17 protein-coding genes are annotated in these 16,301 nt (G+C 68.4%); 4 read left to right on the forward strand and 13 right to left on the reverse strand.

Features of this window, described 5'->3' with window-relative positions; translation table 11 throughout:
* The first annotated feature begins 46 nt into the window (after positions 1–46).
* Positions 47–802, forward strand: a complete 756-nt coding sequence (locus ACZZZQ_RS07920; protein WP_463507293.1) for an SDR family oxidoreductase — start codon at positions 47–49, stop codon at positions 800–802.
* Between the two features lie 58 nt (positions 803–860).
* On the opposite strand, the gene ACZZZQ_RS07925 is transcribed toward ACZZZQ_RS07920, so the two are convergent.
* Complete coding sequence (locus ACZZZQ_RS07925) at positions 861–1,778, reverse strand: DUF808 domain-containing protein (RefSeq protein WP_463507294.1); 918 nt, start codon at positions 1,776–1,778, stop codon at positions 861–863.
* A 151-nt stretch (positions 1,779–1,929) separates the two neighbouring features.
* Here ACZZZQ_RS07925 and msrB point away from each other — a divergent pair, with 151 nt between their 5' ends.
* Both msrB and msrA read left to right on the forward strand, forming a co-directional pair.
* Entirely contained in the window at positions 1,930–2,397 is a 468-nt protein-coding gene (gene msrB, locus ACZZZQ_RS07930; RefSeq protein ID WP_053098177.1) for a peptide-methionine (R)-S-oxide reductase MsrB, read from the forward strand.
* Positions 2,394–2,939: a peptide-methionine (S)-S-oxide reductase MsrA gene (msrA, locus tag ACZZZQ_RS07935; RefSeq protein ID WP_053098176.1), complete on the forward strand. Its 546-nt coding sequence runs from the start codon at positions 2,394–2,396 to the stop codon at positions 2,937–2,939. The genes msrB and msrA overlap by 4 nt, the downstream gene beginning before the upstream one ends.
* 191 nt (positions 2,940–3,130) lie before the next feature.
* On the opposite strand, the gene ACZZZQ_RS07940 is transcribed toward msrA, so the two are convergent.
* From ACZZZQ_RS07940 to ACZZZQ_RS07950, 3 genes are all read right to left on the reverse strand, one after another.
* Positions 3,131–3,940, reverse strand: a complete 810-nt coding sequence (locus tag ACZZZQ_RS07940; RefSeq protein ID WP_072592122.1) for an alpha/beta fold hydrolase — start codon at positions 3,938–3,940, stop codon at positions 3,131–3,133.
* A gap of 83 nt (positions 3,941–4,023) precedes the next feature.
* Positions 4,024–5,475: a catalase gene (locus tag ACZZZQ_RS07945; protein WP_053098174.1), complete on the reverse strand. Its 1,452-nt coding sequence runs from the start codon at positions 5,473–5,475 to the stop codon at positions 4,024–4,026.
* A 63-nt stretch (positions 5,476–5,538) separates the two neighbouring features.
* Positions 5,539–5,961 carry a Fur family transcriptional regulator gene (locus ACZZZQ_RS07950; RefSeq protein WP_053098173.1) on the reverse strand — a complete coding sequence of 141 codons (423 nt, stop codon included), beginning with the start codon at positions 5,959–5,961 and terminating at the stop codon, positions 5,539–5,541.
* A gap of 94 nt (positions 5,962–6,055) precedes the next feature.
* Here ACZZZQ_RS07950 and ACZZZQ_RS07955 point away from each other — a divergent pair, with 94 nt between their 5' ends.
* Complete coding sequence (locus tag ACZZZQ_RS07955) at positions 6,056–6,586, forward strand: hypothetical protein (RefSeq protein ID WP_072592121.1); 531 nt, start codon at positions 6,056–6,058, stop codon at positions 6,584–6,586.
* A gap of 30 nt (positions 6,587–6,616) precedes the next feature.
* On the opposite strand, the gene ACZZZQ_RS07960 is transcribed toward ACZZZQ_RS07955, so the two are convergent.
* From ACZZZQ_RS07960 to ACZZZQ_RS08000, 9 genes are all read right to left on the reverse strand, one after another.
* Positions 6,617–7,282: a histidine phosphatase family protein gene (locus tag ACZZZQ_RS07960; protein ID WP_082298058.1), complete on the reverse strand. Its 666-nt coding sequence runs from the start codon at positions 7,280–7,282 to the stop codon at positions 6,617–6,619.
* 47 nt (positions 7,283–7,329) lie between these two features.
* Entirely contained in the window at positions 7,330–9,369 is a 2,040-nt protein-coding gene (locus ACZZZQ_RS07965; protein ID WP_463507295.1) for a hypothetical protein, read from the reverse strand.
* A 4-nt stretch (positions 9,370–9,373) separates the two neighbouring features.
* A complete protein-coding gene (locus ACZZZQ_RS07970; protein WP_072592119.1) occupies positions 9,374–10,357 on the reverse strand; it encodes a glycoside hydrolase family 130 protein in 984 nt (327 codons plus the stop codon).
* 15 nt (positions 10,358–10,372) lie between these two features.
* Positions 10,373–11,212: a carbohydrate ABC transporter permease gene (locus ACZZZQ_RS07975; protein WP_053098169.1), complete on the reverse strand. Its 840-nt coding sequence runs from the start codon at positions 11,210–11,212 to the stop codon at positions 10,373–10,375.
* A 2-nt stretch (positions 11,213–11,214) separates the two neighbouring features.
* Entirely contained in the window at positions 11,215–12,180 is a 966-nt protein-coding gene (locus tag ACZZZQ_RS07980; RefSeq protein WP_082586444.1) for a carbohydrate ABC transporter permease, read from the reverse strand.
* Positions 12,181–12,190: 10 nt separating this feature from the next.
* The gene (locus tag ACZZZQ_RS07985; protein ID WP_072592117.1) at positions 12,191–13,459 is read right to left on the reverse strand and encodes an extracellular solute-binding protein; all 1,269 of its coding nucleotides are present in this window, start codon (positions 13,457–13,459) and stop codon (positions 12,191–12,193) included.
* A 35-nt stretch (positions 13,460–13,494) separates the two neighbouring features.
* Positions 13,495–14,487 (reverse strand): LacI family DNA-binding transcriptional regulator, encoded by a 993-nt coding sequence (locus ACZZZQ_RS07990; RefSeq protein WP_053098166.1) that lies wholly within the window; start codon positions 14,485–14,487, stop codon positions 13,495–13,497.
* Positions 14,488–14,638: 151 nt separating this feature from the next.
* Positions 14,639–15,568 carry a J domain-containing protein gene (locus tag ACZZZQ_RS07995; protein ID WP_053098165.1) on the reverse strand — a complete coding sequence of 310 codons (930 nt, stop codon included), beginning with the start codon at positions 15,566–15,568 and terminating at the stop codon, positions 14,639–14,641.
* Positions 15,569–15,619: 51 nt separating this feature from the next.
* The gene (locus ACZZZQ_RS08000; protein WP_400339245.1) at positions 15,620–16,273 is read right to left on the reverse strand and encodes an IMPACT family protein; all 654 of its coding nucleotides are present in this window, start codon (positions 16,271–16,273) and stop codon (positions 15,620–15,622) included.
* Between the last annotated feature and the right edge of the window lie 28 nt (positions 16,274–16,301).

A 16,301-nucleotide genomic window follows, 5' to 3' on the forward strand; every position in this document is an offset into this window, starting at 1 on the left:
GCGCACGCTGGGCGCGGACATGCCGCGGGAACGAACAGGAGCGCGGATGAGGATCGCAGTCGCAGGAGGAACGGGAGTGGTCGGTGGCCACGTCGTCGAGGCGGGGCGGGCCGCGGGGCACGAGGTCGTCGTGCTCGCGCGTTCGACCGGCGCTGACGTGATCACGGGCGTCGGACTCTCCGACGCGCTGCAGGGTGTGGATGCCGTCATCGACGTCACGAACACGACCACCCTCTCGGCGGCGAAGGCTGTCGCTTTCTTCGAGACGGCGACGCGCAATCTGCTCGCCGCAGAGGAGGCGGCAGGTGTGGGGCATCATGTCGCACTGTCGATCGTGGGGATCGACGGGATCGACTCGTCCTACTACGCGGGCAAGCTCGCCCAGGAGCGGGCGGTGGCCGCGGGCACTGTGCCGTTCACGATCGCGCGGGCGGCGCAGTTCCACGAGTTCCTGGGACAGCTGCTGTCGGGGATGTCGGGGCCGGTCGCAGTGATGCCCAAGCTGCTCATGCGGCCGGTGGCGGCGCGCGAGGTGGGGGCACACCTGGTTCGGGTCGCCTCCGGTGCGGCAGCGGGGCGTGCGCGCGATCTCGTCGGGCCACGGGACGAGATCCTGCTCGATCTGGCCCGACGACAGCTGGCGTACGACGGGGCGCGGCGGCTGGTGCTCGAGGTGCGGCTGCCCGGCGCGTACGGGAAAGGGCTGGCATCGGGGTCGCTGCGCGGCGACGCCGATGCTCTGCAGGGAGCGATCACGTTCGACGAATGGCTGCGCACCGAGGATCACGTGCGCGGCGAGTGAGTCGCGCCCCGGATCGCATGTCGGCATACCGACCGAGATTCGAACAGCGGCGTCGGTGTCAGACGTGCACGTCGGCGGGCGATTCCTCACCCTCGTGGAAGCTCGGCTTCTTGCCGATCAGGCGACCGATCCCGAGGATGATCCCCACGATGATCAGACCCGCGATCAGACCCGCGATGGCCGAGAACAGCGTGTCGCCGATCCAGACGATGACACCGCCGGCCGGCTCGAGGAAGTGCTCGATGCCGTGCAGGATGTCGGCGCCGAAGTGCACGCCGACCTCGCCGAGGTTCACGAGCAGCAGGTGCCCGCCGACCCACAGCATCGCGACGGTGCCGAGGATGCTGATGAAGCGGAAGACCGCCGGCATCGAGCGCACGATGCGCGTGCCCGTGTGGCGAACTCGCTGGGACGGGTTCTTCGCCATCTTCAGACCGATGTCGTCGATCTTCACGAGCAGGGCGACTGCACCGTAGACGACGCCGGTCATGAGCAGCGCGATCACGGCGAGGATCGCGAGGGTCGTCCAAATGTCGAGGCCGGCCTCGAGGTTGGCGAGCGAGATCAGCATGATCTCCGTCGACAGGATCAGGTCGGTGCGCACCGCGCCCCACACGAGCTTGTTCTCGTTGCGGGCGCTCTCATCGGCATGGCCGTGCTCCACGCCGAACCATTCGAGCACCTTCTCGGCCCCCTCGAAACAGAGGTAGGCGCCACCGAGGATCAGGAGATACGGCAGCACCCACGGCGCGAAGGCGGTGAGCAGCAGCGCGATGGGGATGATGATGACGAACTTGTTCGCGAGAGATCCGAGGGCGATCTTCGCCACGACCGGCAGCTCGCGCGCGGGCGTGATGCCCTGCACGTACTGCGGGGTCACGGCGGCGTCATCGATCACGACGCCGGCGGCCTTGGCCGAAGCCTTCATCGCCGCGCTGAGAATGTCATCGACGACGGCGAGCAGTCCAACCGACATGTGTGTCTCCCTGGTGTGTATGTAGCGGAGCAACTCTATCGACTGCGCACAAACTCACAGCGCGCTCACAGTCCCGCGGGACCAAAACCGGCATCCTCCTGGTTCTCTTCTATGACGCTGCAGCCAGCCGCGTCGGACAAGGAGACAGACCATGTCGAACGAGTACAGCAAGACCCCCGAGGCCGTCAGCGACCTCACGCACCTGCAGTACGAGGTCACGCAGGAGGATGCGACCGAGCCGCCCTTCCGCAACGCGTACTGGAACACCCACGACGACGGCATCTACGTCGACGTCGTCTCGGGTCAGCCGCTCTTCGCGTCGACCGACAAGTTCGACAGCGGCACCGGATGGCCGAGCTTCACCAAGCCCATCGAGGCCGACGCCGTGACCACGCGCACCGACCGCACGCTGTGGATGAAGCGCACCGAGGCGCGTTCCAGCGGCGCGGACAGCCACCTCGGGCACGTCTTCGACGATGGACCCCGAGACGCAGGAGGACTCCGGTACTGCATGAACTCCGCCGCCCTGCGCTTCATCCCGGCTGACAGCCTGGAAGATGAGGGGTACGGTCGCTACCGTCACCTCTTCCCCACCCCGAACTCCGAGGAGAACTCATGACCGACACCGGAACAATCACCCGCACCCCCGGGACCGAGACCGCCGTGCTCGCCGGCGGCTGCTTCTGGGGCATGGAAGACCTCATCCGCCGCCAGCCCGGCGTGCTCGACACCCGTGTCGGCTACACCGGCGGCAGCAACGACCACGCGACCTACCGCAACCACCCGGGTCATGCCGAGGCTGTGGAGATCGTCTTCGATCCCACGAAGACGACGTACCGCGACATCCTCGCCTTCTTCTTCCAGATCCACGACCCGTCGACCAAGGATCGCCAGGGCAACGACATCGGCTCGAGCTACCGCTCGGCGATCTTCCCGCTCAGCCCCGAGCAGGAGGCCGTCGCGCGCGACACCATCGCCGACGTCGACGCCTCGGGTCTGTGGCCGGGCAAGGCCGTGACCACGATCGAGCCCGTCGGCCCGTTCTGGCAGGCCGAAGAGGAGCACCAGGACTATCTGATCAAGTACCCCAACGGCTACACCTGCCACTTCCCGCGTGCGGGATGGGTGCTGCCGAAGCGCGAAGAGAACGCGACGGTCTGACGGTCACCCCGAGAGCCCTTCGTCTCCCCGAGACGGAGGGCTCTTCTCGTGCCCGCGGTCAGTGCTCGGGCTGACGGCTGCCGCTCCGGCAATGAAGGAGATCTCGCGGATCGAAGGAGCGGATGCGGAGAAGCATCCTTCGTTGCCTGAGATCTCCTCCGCGACGAGTGGGCAGGCGTGGCGCCCCGCGGTCAGCTCTCCGACAGGAAAGCGAGCGCGGCTTCCTTGAAAGCGCGCGATCCCGGTGCGTTGAAGTGGTTGCGATCGGGGATCTCGAAGAACTGTCCCTGCGGGGCAGCTGACGCCAGGGCGCGAGAGCCCTCGATGATGGCATCCTTCGACCCCGTCGCGAACAGGATCGGGCTCGCCGGCGCGTTCGACGGGTCGGGATCGATCGTCCGAGACGACCGCATCCCCTCGGCCAGCGCCACGAGTGCGCCGAGGTCGTTGCCGGGCACGCGCTCGGTCAGCGCGATGTAGTTCTGCGTCGTCGGATCCGCGACGGGCGTCCCGTCGGCGAGATACGCGCGCACCTGGTCGAGATCGAGCCGCGCGAGAGGGATGCCGTCCGGCACCCCTCCGAGCACGGCGCGGCCGATCCGGTGGGGCAGATCGCGCACGACCTCCCAGCCGACCCGGGCCCCGAGCGAGTATCCGACGTAGACGGCCTCGTCGACGAGATACATGTCCATGACCGTCTCGACGTCGGTCGCGAGAGTGCGGATGCCGTAGGCGTCGGCCTGGTGCGGCTTCTCGCTGAGCCCATGGCCCCGCTGATCGAGCGCGAGCACCCGATACCCCGCCTTCGTGAGCTCGCGCACCCACCCCGTGAGCACCCAGGTGTCGCGGGCGCTCGACGCGAAGCCGTGCACGATCACCGCCACGGGAGCATCCACATCACCCCAGGTGTAGGTCGCGAGGCGAGTGCCATCGGCGGCGTGCACCTGCTGGGGTTCGGGCATCTGGGTCAGGTCGGAGAGAGGAACAGCCACGGCATCCATTGTGCTCCCCCTGCGATGCCCGAAGACGCCGAGACCCACCGGCCCCGAAGGGACGGTGGGTCTCGGTCCTCAGCGGAGGCGGCTCAGAAGCGAGCGCGCAGAGCGTCGCCCAGCGAGGCGTCGACGTTCGTCCAGTACTGGAAGAACCGCTCGCGGATCGCGTCGATCGTGATGCCCTGTCCCTGGCCGGTCAGCGTGTCGAGGAAGCGCGCGCGCTGCTCGTCGTCGAAGACCGTGCGGTAGAGCGTGCCCGCCTGACCGAAGTCGTCGTCGTCGAGGTGCAGGGTCGCGGCGGCGCGGATCAGCTCGCCGTCCGACTCCCAGCTCGCCTCGACACCGGCAGCGGGGTCAGCCGTGGGTCCGCCGGCGGGGCCGTAGGAGTTCGGCGTGTAGACGCGGTGCTCGGCCGGGTTGAACTTGTACTGCATCTGGCCTTCGTGCATGTAGTTGCGCACCTCGGCCGCGTGCGGCTGGTTGACCGGCAGCTGGTTGTAGTTCGCACCGATGCGGTAGCGCTGAGCATCCGAGTATGCGAACACGCGAGCCATGAGCATCTTGTCGGGCGAGATGCCCGTGCCGGGAACCTGGTTGCCGGGCGAGAAGGCGGCCTGCTCGATCTCGGCGAAGAAGTTCTGCGGGTTGCGGTCGAGCGTGAACGTGCCGACCTTGATGCGCGGGTAGTCCTTCTTCGACCAGGTCTTCGTCAGGTCGAACGGGTTGAAGCGGTAGGTCTTGCCCTCTTCGTAGGGCATGACCTGCACGTAGACGTCCCACGAGGGGGCGTCGCCGCGAGCGATCGCGTCGAACAGGTCGCGACGGTAGTAGTCGGCATCCGATCCGGCGAGCTTCTCGGCCTCTTCGGCGCTCATCGCCTCGACGCCCTGCTTCGACAGGAAGTGGTACTGCACCCAGAAGCGCTCGCCGGCGGCGTTGACCCACTGGTAGGTGTGCGATCCGTAGCCGTTCATGTGGCGCCAGCTGCGCGGCAGGCCGCGGTCGCCCATGAGGTAGGTGACCTGGTGGGCGGACTCGGGGGAGAGGGTCCAGAAGTCCCACTGCATGTCGGCGTCGCGCAGACCCGAGTCGCCGAGACGCTTCTGCGAGTGGATGAAGTCGGGGAACTTCATGGCGTCGCGCAGGAAGAAGGTCGGGGTGTTGTTGCCCACGATGTCGAGGTTGCCCTCGGGCGTGTAGAAACGCAGCGCGAAACCGCGCACGTCGCGCCAGGTGTCGGGCGAACCCTGCTCGCCGGCGACCGACGAGAAACGCAGCAGCGTCTCGCTCTGAGCGCCCGGCTGGAAGGCCGCGGCACGGGTGTAGGCCGACACGTCCTCGGTGACGGTGAACGTTCCGAAGGCTCCGCCGCCCTTGGCGTGGGGGTTGCGCTCCGGCACGCGCTCGCGGTTGAACGACGCGAGCTTCTCGACGAGGTAGCGATCGTGCAGAACGGTGGGGCCGTCAGCTCCGACGGTGAGCGAGTGCGCGTCGCTCGCGACGGGGGTGCCCGTCTGGGTGGTGGTCGATGGGTCGGTCATGTTCTTCTCCTTCTGCACGCAGACACGACGATCATCCCGGGTGCCCGGGATCGGCGTCGGATGCTACTGCGCGGCGTTCTGGCAACTGGGGCACAGGCCCCAGAAGGTCACTTCGGCTGTCTGGACGGTGAATCCCCCCGCCGAAGACGGGGTGAGGCACGGCGCTTCGCCGACGACGCAGTCCACATCGCCGATCGCACCGCACTGGGTGCACACGATGTGGTGATGGTTGTCGTCGATGCGCCGCTCGTAGAGCGCCGCGGAGCCTGCCGGTTCGATCCGGCGGATGAGGCCCGCCGTCGTCAGGTCCGCGAGGATGTTGTGCACCGACTGGATCGACGTCGTCGGAAGCACGTCGGACACGGTGCGGAAGATCCGCTCCGCATCCGTGTGGGCCATGGATTCCAGTGCCTCGAGCACGGCGACGCGGCCCGCGGTCGCACGCAGCCCGGCACCGCGAAGTGCCGAGTCGAGTTCTGTCTCCATGGCCCCGACTCTACCGTTTATTTTGAGTAACTCAAAAGAATGGCGTGTCGGGCGCGGCGGTTGCATCATCCTGGCTCATCCGTAGCGTGGAGGCATGTTCAGGAAACGAGCGGCGACGATCGGACTGGTCCTGATGGCGGGCATCGCGCTCGCCGGATGCACGGGAGAGCCGTCGGGGTCGGCGACCGGATCGACGTCTCCCTCGCCATCTCCGAGCGGCTCCGCGTCGACGGCGACTCCGGATGCCGACTCCGACGAGGCGCAGCTTCCGCTGCCCGTGGACGAGATCGCCGAGTGGGCGCAGACGGCGGTACCGGGGTCGGACTCGCCCGGATACGTCTTCGGCTTCTCCGGATGGATGAGCGAGAACAGCTCGGCCAACGACGTCACCAGCTTTACATCGCTCGAACCGGGGACCTATCAGGCGCAGTTCGCATGCCGAGGCGAGGGGACGATCGTGCTCACCGTCAGTGAACTCGATGAGGGATCGCCGTCGGAGCCGATCGCGTGCACGAACGAGACGATCGCGTTCGACGTCACGAATGCCCGGACCGGGGTGAGGTTCGAGCTCGCTCTCGACGGCGCTCCCACGATCAATGCGATCTCGCTCGTCACCGTGCCGTGAGTTTCCAGTGCTCTCGTTCCGCTGCGGGGGTCAGGACTCCGACGGCGCGAGGGGCAGCTCGAGGCCGTAGTTCCACGTCAGGATCGCCGGCTGTTCGCGATAGAAGCTCAGCACCGACACCGATCCGGCATCCAGCGTGATCTGCGCGCCGAAGCGCGGAGCGAGGCGCAGGTAGACGGCGGTGAGGATGCGGAGGAAGTGGCCGTGCGCGACGAGTGCCACATCGCCCTCGGTCAGCGCCGGCAGCACCCGTGTGAGCACGCGGGACGCGCGGGCGGCGACCTCCTCCACGGTCTCGCCCGGCGTCGCGCCCCGGATCACACCGTGGGTGAAGGCGCTCCAGTCGTAGCCGAGCTCCTCGCGGATGTCCTTCGTCGTGCGACCCTCGTATCCGCCGTAGTCCCACTCGACGAGCAGCGGATCGACCTCGGCGTGAAGCCCCGCGAGCTCGGCCGTGCGCCGAGAGCGCTCGAGGGGTGACGACAGGACGAGCGAGAAGTCGTAGTCGGCGACCAGCCTCCCGGCAGCGCGAGCGAGGTCTTCACCCCGCGCTGTGAGCGGGATGTCGGTGAGGCCGGTGTGGCGGCCGGCCCTCGACCACTCCGTCTCGCCGTGGCGCAGGAGGACGAGCTTTCCCGAGGGATTGTCGGGGGCGGGGCGATCGGGCAGCGGGTCGTACTCGGGAAGCGCAGGCACACCGCAACCGTAGTCCGCACGCGTGCCGACGGCACAGCCCCGCGCCCTCACCGCGTGATGGTGAAACCTCCGCCGCGCACGCGAACCCTGCCGCCCTGCACAGCCTGGCCACGCTGCGATCCGTCGGCGTCGTAGGCTCGGCCCGATCCCGCAGCGAGGGGCGAGACTCGCTGATCGCGCCGAGCGCCGTTCGCGTACAGCACCGCGGAACCGGATGCCATGGCATACACGGCCGTGGACACCGCCGGCTGGATGACGAGAGCGTCGAGACGCAGATCGCCGGTGCTCGTGCACCGGACGGTCACCGCATCGGCGGGAAGATCGCCACCGAGCAGCTGAGGAACGAGCATGCCGTCGGCCTCCGTGAGGCCGCGATCGCCCGTTCCTCCGGCAGGGGTTCGCGTGCTCCAGAGCCGCCTGCCACCGCGGAACACCTCCCACACCGCCTCTCCGGCATCCGCCTTCTGTCTCCAGACGAGACCGTGCAGGATGCCGCCGGCCTCTGTCACATCGAACTCGACCGACTCGCCCGCGGGAACCCGCACATACGCGGCTCCCGAGAGGTTGCCCTCGCCGATCCACGCGCCGCCCTCTGGCCGCACGACCTCGCAGCCCGCCGAGAGCCGAGCGCCTTCGGCATCGATCACCCGAAGTCCCGAGAACGAGGACAGGCCGGTGATCGATGTCGCGATGCGTGCGATGTCGCGGTTCGCGTCGAGCAGCAGCATCGTGAGCAGCCCGTGGATCGTCGACTCGGCGCCCGAGTTGCGATTGACGCGCCCGTCGGTCTCCACGCCGTCGAACGTCACGCCGGTGGCCGGGTCGTACACCGGGACGCCTGCGGTGTTCGCCCCGAAGAACCAGCTGGCAGTCAGCCCGGCGAGCACGCGCAGACCTTCTCCGCCGACGGACGCCGCCTGCACGGCGCCCGCGACGCGGCCGTGTGCGCCGTACGCGATCTGCGCCTCCGCGGGCAGTGGCGCCCAGGCGTTGTGCGGTCCGCCCGAGGCGAGCACCTGCGGGGTGAACGTCCCCGCGTCCGCCACAGCCGTGGCGGTCCACTCTCGGCGGCGCAGCAGCGCACCCGCGCGAGCCAGTGCCTCCGGTGCGGCAGCGCCCCAGGCATGCCAGAAACCGAGAGACCCGGTCCACGGCAGAACGGCGCCGAACGGCCATCCCTTCGCCGGGTCGGTGGCCATCGCGGCCACCCCTTCTCCGTAGGTCTGCAGAGCCTGACGGCTGCGCGCATCTCCGGCCTCGGTCGCCGCAGCGAGCCCGAGCATGGCCTCGGCCGTCGCATCCGCGCCGCCGGCGATCAGCCAGGCGGGCAGATCCCGTCCGTCGCTGCGCACCCAGTGACCGGCACGCGACAGAGACTCGCGACCGAGCGCGTCGAGGGCGAGATGCAGCCGTGCGAGCAGGAATGCCGCGAACTCGGAATCCTCCCGCCGGAACGCCGCATAGCCCTCGCCGAATGCCCAGACCGAACGAGCGAGCCAGTAGGACTCGGCGGAGTCCGACGGGTCGGGCAGTTCGACGGGGATCGCACTGGGGTTCAGGGTGCCGTCCTCCTGCTGCCACAGCACCACCCGGCCGGCATTCGGCCCACTCGTCGTCTGCAGGAACGCCAGCGACCTCAGCACATCGCGTGCCTCGTCGCGGGCCTGCGCGTCGCCGGTCGCCTTCCACGCGCGCAGGAACACGATCGCCGCTCGCGCGATGTCATCCGCGTTGTAGGCGCCCTGCGTCCAGTACCCGGTCACGGCGTCGCGAGTGCCGCCACCCACCGGACGGAATCCGCCCGCACCGTCGGTGTCGGCATAGGTCCACGGAGCGAGCACGCGGGGTGAGGCGTCGATGCCGAACGTGGTGTGCGTGGTACTCGCCACCACGGGAACCTCGGCGAGCAGGAAGCGCAGGTGTGCGAGGTTCGTGAGCCGCGCGCCTCCACCCGCGCCGATCGGTCGAGATCCGAGCGGCAGTGCGGCGGGCGCCGAGGCGTGCGCCCCGGCAGGGTCGAGCGGAAGCAGCGCGAGTGCGGAGGTCGCGGCTGCGGCGGTCAGGAACGTGCGTCGGGAGATGGACATGCTCTCATTCCTCGTTCGCGTCTCTCAGTGCCCGGCCCCAGGGCTGCGCGGGATCGTGGATGGCGACGGCCAGCGTCGTGTCGGACTGCCCGTAGTAGGCGAACCACTTGCCTCGGAACTTCACGAGTCCTTCGACGAACGTGACGTTCGACACCAGGCCGTTCATGTCCTCGAATGTCTGCGGCCTCAGCCATGGCTCCTGCAGGCGGGCGATCACCTTCGTCGGCTCGTCGGGGTCGATCGCGATCTGCCCGCACCGGTAGTCGACGTCGACCGATCCGTCGTCATGCACGACCCTCGTCGCGCCGTTCGTGAGGAACACCAGCAGTCCGTTGTCGGCGAGCACGGGCGAGGTGCCGATCTCGACGAGCGCTTCGTCCCAGGTGCCCGGGGTCGGCGAGTACATCGGATCGGTGTCGGCCGTGCCCGGCGTCCAGTGGATGAGGTCGTCGCTGGTCGCCCAGTAGATCGCCCCCTCGCCGAAGTACATCCACCATTTGCCGTGCATCTTCTGCGGCACGATCACGCCGGCCTTCGACCAGTTGAACCCACGCGGATCCATGGTCTTGAACGTGTCGAAGTCGTCGAACAGCGGGCCGTGCTTGGTCCAGGTGCGCAGGTCGGTCGAGGTGGCGAGGCAGAGCTGGGCGCTGCGTCGGTCCCATCCTGTGTAGGTCAGATAGTAGGTGCCGTCGATCAGCGCGATGCGCGGGTCCTCGCATCCGAAGCGCTCGTAGTCCTCTGAGGGGGAGAGGATCGGCGCGTCCTCGCGGGTGAAGTTCACGCCGTCGCTCGATCGCGCGATGCCGATGTGCGAGACGATGTCGTCGGCGTGCGCCCGATAGAGCAGCACGACCTCGTCGCCGTCGACGATCGCGGCCGGGTTGTAGAGATTGGCCGACTCCCAGCTGTCGCCTTTCGGTCGAAGGATGGGATTGGCCTCGTAGGGGACGAAGGGGCCCAGGGGGAAGGTTGCTCCGGTGAACATGGGGTGCCTTTCTGGCTAGCCTTTGACGGCGGCGCCGAGGTCGGTGGCTCGGAAGAACCGCTGGAAGACGATGAACAGGATGACGACGGGGAACGCGAGCGCCGTGGCGCCGGCGAGGATGGCCCCGTTGGGATTCGCCGTCGACTGCGCGACGTTGGAGATGTAGTTGGCGAGCGATACGGCGAGCGGCTGCAGCGACGCGTCCTTCGTGATGAGGAACGGCCAGAGGAACTCGTTCCAGGGGCCGATGAACGTGACGAGCACCACCGTGACGAGTACCGGCTTGATCAGCGGGATCGCGACGGACGTCAGCAGCCGGATCTCGCCGGCTCCGTCGATGCGCGCCGCCTCGAAGATCTCGACGGGCAGCGCCTTGAAGAACTGCACGAAGATGAACACCGCGGTCGTGTTGATGAGGAACGGCAGGATCATGCCCATGTATGAATCGCCGAGCCCGTAGTTGCGGGTGATCTGCACGTAGAGCGGGATCATCAGCAGCTGGAACGGCACCATCTGCACGAGCAGCATGAGCACCCAGATGACGCCACGGCCGCGGAAGTCGAGCCTCGCGATCGCATATCCGGCGAGCAGCCCGAACACCACGGTGCCCAGCAGCACACCCGCCGTGAAGATCAGCGAGTTGAGCAGGGAGCCCGCGAGGTCGATGCGGGAGTCGATCGCGAGGAAGTTGTCGACCGTCCACCCGCTTGTCGGGAAGAGCTCGCTGGGCGAGTTCGTCGGATTCTCCTGGAAGGCCCCGACCAGCATGAAGTAGAACGGGAAGGCGAAGCCGATGGCCGCGACCGTGAGCAGGATCAGGCTCAGGATGCGGGGCAGTGAACGCGTGCGTCTCATGGTCATCGCTCCCTGGTCGCGCGGTTGGCGGCGAGTGACAGCATCCCGACCAGGATCACGAGGATCATGCCGATCGCTGCCGCGGTGTCGGGGTTCTGCTGCTGGATGCCCAGCTGGTAGATCAGCAGCACGGGGGTCGACGAGGCGCCGTCGGGGCCACCGCCGTTGGTCAACAGGTAGGGCTCGGTGAAGAGGTTGGCTCCGGTGATGATCGACAGGATCAGCACGAGCGTGGTGGCGCTACGGACGCCGGGAACCGTGACGTTCCAGAATCGGGAGAATGCTCCCGCGCCGTCGGTCTCGGCCGATTCGTAGAGCTCCTTCGGCACGTTCTGCAGCGCCGCGAGATACAGCAGGATGTAGAAGCCCAGCTGCTTCCACGTGACGTAGAGCGCGATCATCGGCATCGCCAGCCCGCTGTTCACGAGCCACGACGGATCGGGGGCGAGCGGGCCGAGGATCGTGTTGATCAGACCGTTTCCCGAGAAGAGCAGCATCCACACGCCGACGAGCGAGACACTGGCCGTCAGATACGGCACGTAGAACGCCACGCGGTAGGCGGCGACCCAGCGGATGCCGGTGTTCAGCGCCGCGGCCAGCACGAGCGAGAGCACGGCGGTGAGCGGCACGTTGATGACGAGGAAGATCAGGGTGTTGCGGAACGAACCGAGCACTCTCGGGTCGGTGAGCACGGTCACGAAGTTGTCGAAGCCCACGAACGGTCGCTCGACCTCGACGTTGGGCGCGGTGAAGAAGTAGTCGTGGAAGGCGATGTAGACCGCGAATCCCAGCGGGAAGGCGAAGATCGCCAGCACGAAGACCAGGTACGGCAGGGCGAACAGGCCGCCGATCGGCTGCGCACCCAGCAGTCGGGTGCGCAACCGCGCCCTCGGTGGCCGGCCCGCGGACGGGGCCGGGGCTGAAGTGCCCCCGGCCACGTCCGCGACGGCGTCGTCTCGGAGCGTCATCGCAGACTCATCACTCGGCGACGAGGTCGTCGATCTTCGTCGTGGCGTTCTTCAGGAAGTCGTCGATCGACTCCTTGCCGAAGATCACCGCGGCGGAGTACTCGTCGCGGAACGCCTGCCAGGCCTCCACGGAGTTCGGGATGCTGGGCACGTCGGCCGTCGCCTCGGCCTGCTCGGCGAACGCGACGTAGTTCGGGTTCGCATCGAAGTAGTCGGCGTAGGTCTCCGTGAGGTCGGTGCGCATCGGCATCTGACCGGTGGCCTCGAGCAGCTGTCCGTCGCTGTCGACGCTCGTCGAGAACTTCAGGAACTCCCACGCGGTGCCCTGGTTCTCGCACGCGGTGAACATCGAGACGCTCTTCGAGTCGGCGAAGGTCGTCGGGTTCTCGCGGCCGTCGCTGGTCGGGACCGGCATGAACCCGACGTCGACGGTCTCGGCGTACGAGGGGATCGCCCACGGACCGGCGAGCTGCATGGCGGTGGTGCCGGCGGACATCGCATCGTCGGTCGACGCCTCGTTCGGCGAGAGCTTCTCGTCATAGAACGTCTTCCAGAACTCGGCGACCTCGCGGCCGGCATCCGAGTCGACCGTCGCCTTGCCGTCTTCGACGAGCATGGTGCCGTCGGTCTCGGCGAGGTAGAGCGGGTAGAAGTCGAACCAGGGCTGGTAGAACTCGCTCGTCGGAGCCGGCCAGATGGCGCTCTGCACACCGGAGGCGACGATCGCCTTGGACCCCTCGAGGAACGCGTCGTACGTGTTCATCTGCGGGTCCTCGGGATCGATGCCCGCGGCCTGGAACAGCGCCTTGTTGTACATGACCATGACGGGGTTCGACTTCCAGGGCAGCTGGTAGAAGCTGCCGTCGGTCGCATACGAGTCGACCTCTCCTCCGCGCTCGGTGATGTAGTCGCTGCCGCCCTCCATGGTGCTGAGGTCGACGAGTCCGCCCTGCTTGACCCAGCCCGAGACGGCGGCCGGGGCCACGTTGTAGACGAGGCAGGGTGCGGTGCCGGCGGTGATCGCGGCGGTGATGGCCTCTTCCGACGACGAGCCCGCGGGGATCTCCTGGGCGTTGACCTTCTCGTCGGGGTGCTCGGCGTTCCAGGCGTCGACGACGGCGGTGCCCCAGGCGACCTCCTGCTCGTTGTTCGACAGCCAGATGTCGATGGAGCCGGTGCCGTCGGCCGAGGCGTCGCCGCCCCCGCCTCCTGACGAGCATCCGGTGGCGACCAGTGCGACGGCTCCCAAGAGCGCTGCTGCGCGGATCTTCTTCTTCATGTTGTCCTCCTTGACGCGATGGTTCGGGTGATCGTCTAGCGGGTGGTGCTCTCCCGGAAGTGCACGACGTTGCAGTCGACGACCTCGGTGCGCGGTTCGGCGCCGAGGATGTCGGCCTGCAGCAGGCGGGCTGCCGCGCGGCCACGTGCGGCAGGACCCGACGAGACGCTCGTGAGCGCAGGGGAGAGGTGGGCCGAGAGGTGGTCGTCATCGAAGCCGGCGATCGCGAGATCGCGGGGGATGCTGAGTCCGCTCGAGCGGGCGTACGACAACCCGGCGATCGCCATCGTGTCGTTGGAGTAGAGGATCGCGGTCGGTCGCTCGGGAAGCGCGAGCAGCTCGGTGGTGCGCTCACGACCGCTGGATGCCGTGAAGTCGCCCTCGCGCAGCAGTGCGTCTCCGCCCACGGCGTCGATGTAGGCATCCGCCCGCACCCGCGAGTGCACGTAGTCGAGAGGGCCGGCCACGTGCGCGATGCGCTCATGCCCCTCGGCGCGCAGGTGGGCGATGATCTCGCGCACCGGGGCGTCGTCATCGGTGCGTACGCACGAGAAGCGGGTCGGCTGCTCGTAGGCGCCGACCAGCACGGCCGGCAGGCCGAGTTCTTCGAGCAGCGGCACGCGCCAGTCGTCGTTCCTCAGATCGAGGAGCAGGGCGCCGTCGGCCCGCCCGTGGCTGAGCGAGCGATAGGCGCGTTCCTCTGCCGCCCGATCGGGAACCACCTGCAGGATCAGGGCGGTCTCGGTCTCGGCCAGCACGGACTCGACGCCGGCGATGAACGCGGGGAAGAACGAGTCGTTCGCGATGACCTCGGGGTCGCGGGCCAGCACGACGGCAAGGGCGTTGGCCTTCTGGGTGGCCAGCGCGCGGGCGCTCTGGCTCGGCACCCAGTTCAGCTTCTCCGCGGCGGCGAGCACTTTCGCCCTGGTGTCGTCGGAGATGGGGCGCTTGCCGCTCATCGCGTGAGAGACGGTGGCCTTGGTGACTCCCGCCTCGCGGGCGACGTCGGCGATCGTCGTGCGGCTCATGCCACCTCCTCGTGGAACATCGGGCTGATCGTCCGCATCTTCGCCAGGCGTCGGTTTAACCGGTTTGACAGTGGCGGGTGCAGCGAGTGTAAACCGGTTTGACGACGCCCGTCAAGAGGGCCGGACGGATGCCGACAGGGCGCGACCAGGGTCAGACGAAGGTGACGGTCTGCTGCAGTCGGGTGCGGACGTCGAACAGTTCGTTGCCGCCGATCGCTCGTGCGCCGGGCACTCCCTGGCGCAGCACCATCGCCAGGGCGCTGCGCCGCACGACCACGACGGGCACCCCGCGACTACTGCCCAGAGGTGTGACGGCCTGTGCCAGGTCGTCGTCGGGGAGCACCATGATCAGACCGCCGAACTTCACCTTGGCGGCCTTCGCGACGGTGCGCATGCGGCCGAGCGCCGCGGTGACGGGCGCGCGTGTGCCGAGGCTCGGGCCGGTGATCTCGCCGCGGCGGAACCCGACGACGCCGCCGAAGTCCTCCGACATCACGCCGTAGAGACCCGACGGACTGAGCACGACGTGGTCGAGCTTGTCGTCGGGGTCGGCGCCGGTCGCGACGTCGTGCCAGACCGTGAATCCCATTCCGAGGGCGCTGACCGTGCGGGCGGTCGCCTCTTCTGCCAGCGCATCGGCGAGCAGCCGTCGCAGGTCTCGCGGCGCTGATCGCACGAGCGCCGGGTCATAGGGATCGGGAACCTCGACGCCACGGCCGGCCCACTCGCGGATGAGTGAGAGGTAGCGCTCTCGACGCCATCCGCCGGGGTGGCCGTACGACCGCGCCCGGGGACGCGTGTCGGTGCGGGTCGCCGACTGCGGCCGCCAGCCGTTCCACTCCGGTTCGGCGGGGATGCCGGGGTGGGCGCCGGAGCGACGGTCATAGGCGGCGCGGCCCTCGGGCGTGCCGACGAGTTCCCAGGCGCGCTGCACCTGGATGAAGACGGCCGCGTCCCCTCCGGTGTCGGGGTGGGTCTGGCGCAGTCGCAGACGATAGGCGCGCCGCAGCTCGCCGTCGTCGACGGTGGGGTCCACCCCGAGGATCTCGTAGGCGGAAGCCGAGAGCGGGCTGTCGAACATCGCTCTCCTTCCGAGATCGCGTCATCCAGAATATCCGGGCGCTGTTGTGGATCAGCCGGGGACGTCGACGATGCGCTCCACGCCGGTCACCGGCACGACGGAACCGGCGGACGCCGCCGCGATGTCCTCGACGAGACGGTCGACCTCGTCCGCCGGCGCCCACACCTCGAACGTCGCCAGCGCTGCATAGCGGGCGTCGCCGAGCGTCGCTCCGTGGTGCAGCACCCAGTCGCGCAGGAGGTTGTCGTAGCGCCCGGCATCCGCGTGCGAGACGTCGAACATCACCTGCGTGAGCGACTGCCGGTGCACCGGCGACGCGAGGTCGAGGACCTCCGAGACCGCCGAGGAGTATGCCCGCACGAGGCCGCCGGCGCCGAGCTTGACCCCGCCGAAGTACCGCGTCACCACGGCCACCACATCGGTCAGCTCTCGCCTGCGAAGCACCTCGAGCATCGGCACGCCCGCGGTGCCCGACGGCTCGCCGTCGTCCGACGAACGTGCCTGGTCTCCGAGGAGTCCGGTGACCATCGCACTGCAGTTGTGCCGGGCATCCCACCACCGCTTCCGCAGCCGTGCGATCACCGCATCCGCCTCGTCGACTGAGGCGACCGGCTCGACGGTCGCGATGAATCGCGACTTCTTGATGACGAGCTCGTGCTCCACAGGCGCGGCGATCGTCGCCGGGTACCTGCGGGGCGGAGTCATCCGCCTCAGACTACCCAGCGCCGACGCC

The sequence above is a fragment of the Microbacterium sp. AC132 genome, assembly GCF_979258525.1.

Coding starts and splice junctions, on each gene's coding strand:
- ACZZZQ_RS07920 (WP_463507293.1), top strand. CDS start 47: ATGAGGATCGCAGTCGCAGGAGGAACGGGAGTGGTCGGTGGCCACGTC.
- ACZZZQ_RS07925 (WP_463507294.1), bottom strand. CDS start 1,778: ATGTCGGTTGGACTGCTCGCCGTCGTCGATGACATTCTCAGCGCGGCG.
- msrB (WP_053098177.1), top strand. CDS start 1,930: ATGTCGAACGAGTACAGCAAGACCCCCGAGGCCGTCAGCGACCTCACG.
- msrA (WP_053098176.1), top strand. CDS start 2,394: ATGACCGACACCGGAACAATCACCCGCACCCCCGGGACCGAGACCGCC.
- ACZZZQ_RS07940 (WP_072592122.1), bottom strand. CDS start 3,940: ATGGATGCCGTGGCTGTTCCTCTCTCCGACCTGACCCAGATGCCCGAA.
- ACZZZQ_RS07945 (WP_053098174.1), bottom strand. CDS start 5,475: ATGACCGACCCATCGACCACCACCCAGACGGGCACCCCCGTCGCGAGC.
- ACZZZQ_RS07950 (WP_053098173.1), bottom strand. CDS start 5,961: ATGGAGACAGAACTCGACTCGGCACTTCGCGGTGCCGGGCTGCGTGCG.
- ACZZZQ_RS07955 (WP_072592121.1), top strand. CDS start 6,056: ATGTTCAGGAAACGAGCGGCGACGATCGGACTGGTCCTGATGGCGGGC.
- ACZZZQ_RS07965 (WP_463507295.1), bottom strand. CDS start 9,369: ATGTCCATCTCCCGACGCACGTTCCTGACCGCCGCAGCCGCGACCTCC.
- ACZZZQ_RS07970 (WP_072592119.1), bottom strand. CDS start 10,357: ATGTTCACCGGAGCAACCTTCCCCCTGGGCCCCTTCGTCCCCTACGAG.
- ACZZZQ_RS07975 (WP_053098169.1), bottom strand. CDS start 11,212: ATGAGACGCACGCGTTCACTGCCCCGCATCCTGAGCCTGATCCTGCTC.
- ACZZZQ_RS07980 (WP_082586444.1), bottom strand. CDS start 12,180: ATGACGCTCCGAGACGACGCCGTCGCGGACGTGGCCGGGGGCACTTCA.
- ACZZZQ_RS07985 (WP_072592117.1), bottom strand. CDS start 13,459: ATGAAGAAGAAGATCCGCGCAGCAGCGCTCTTGGGAGCCGTCGCACTG.
- ACZZZQ_RS07990 (WP_053098166.1), bottom strand. CDS start 14,487: ATGAGCCGCACGACGATCGCCGACGTCGCCCGCGAGGCGGGAGTCACC.
- ACZZZQ_RS07995 (WP_053098165.1), bottom strand. CDS start 15,568: ATGTTCGACAGCCCGCTCTCGGCTTCCGCCTACGAGATCCTCGGGGTG.
- ACZZZQ_RS08000 (WP_400339245.1), bottom strand. CDS start 16,273: ATGACTCCGCCCCGCAGGTACCCGGCGACGATCGCCGCGCCTGTGGAG.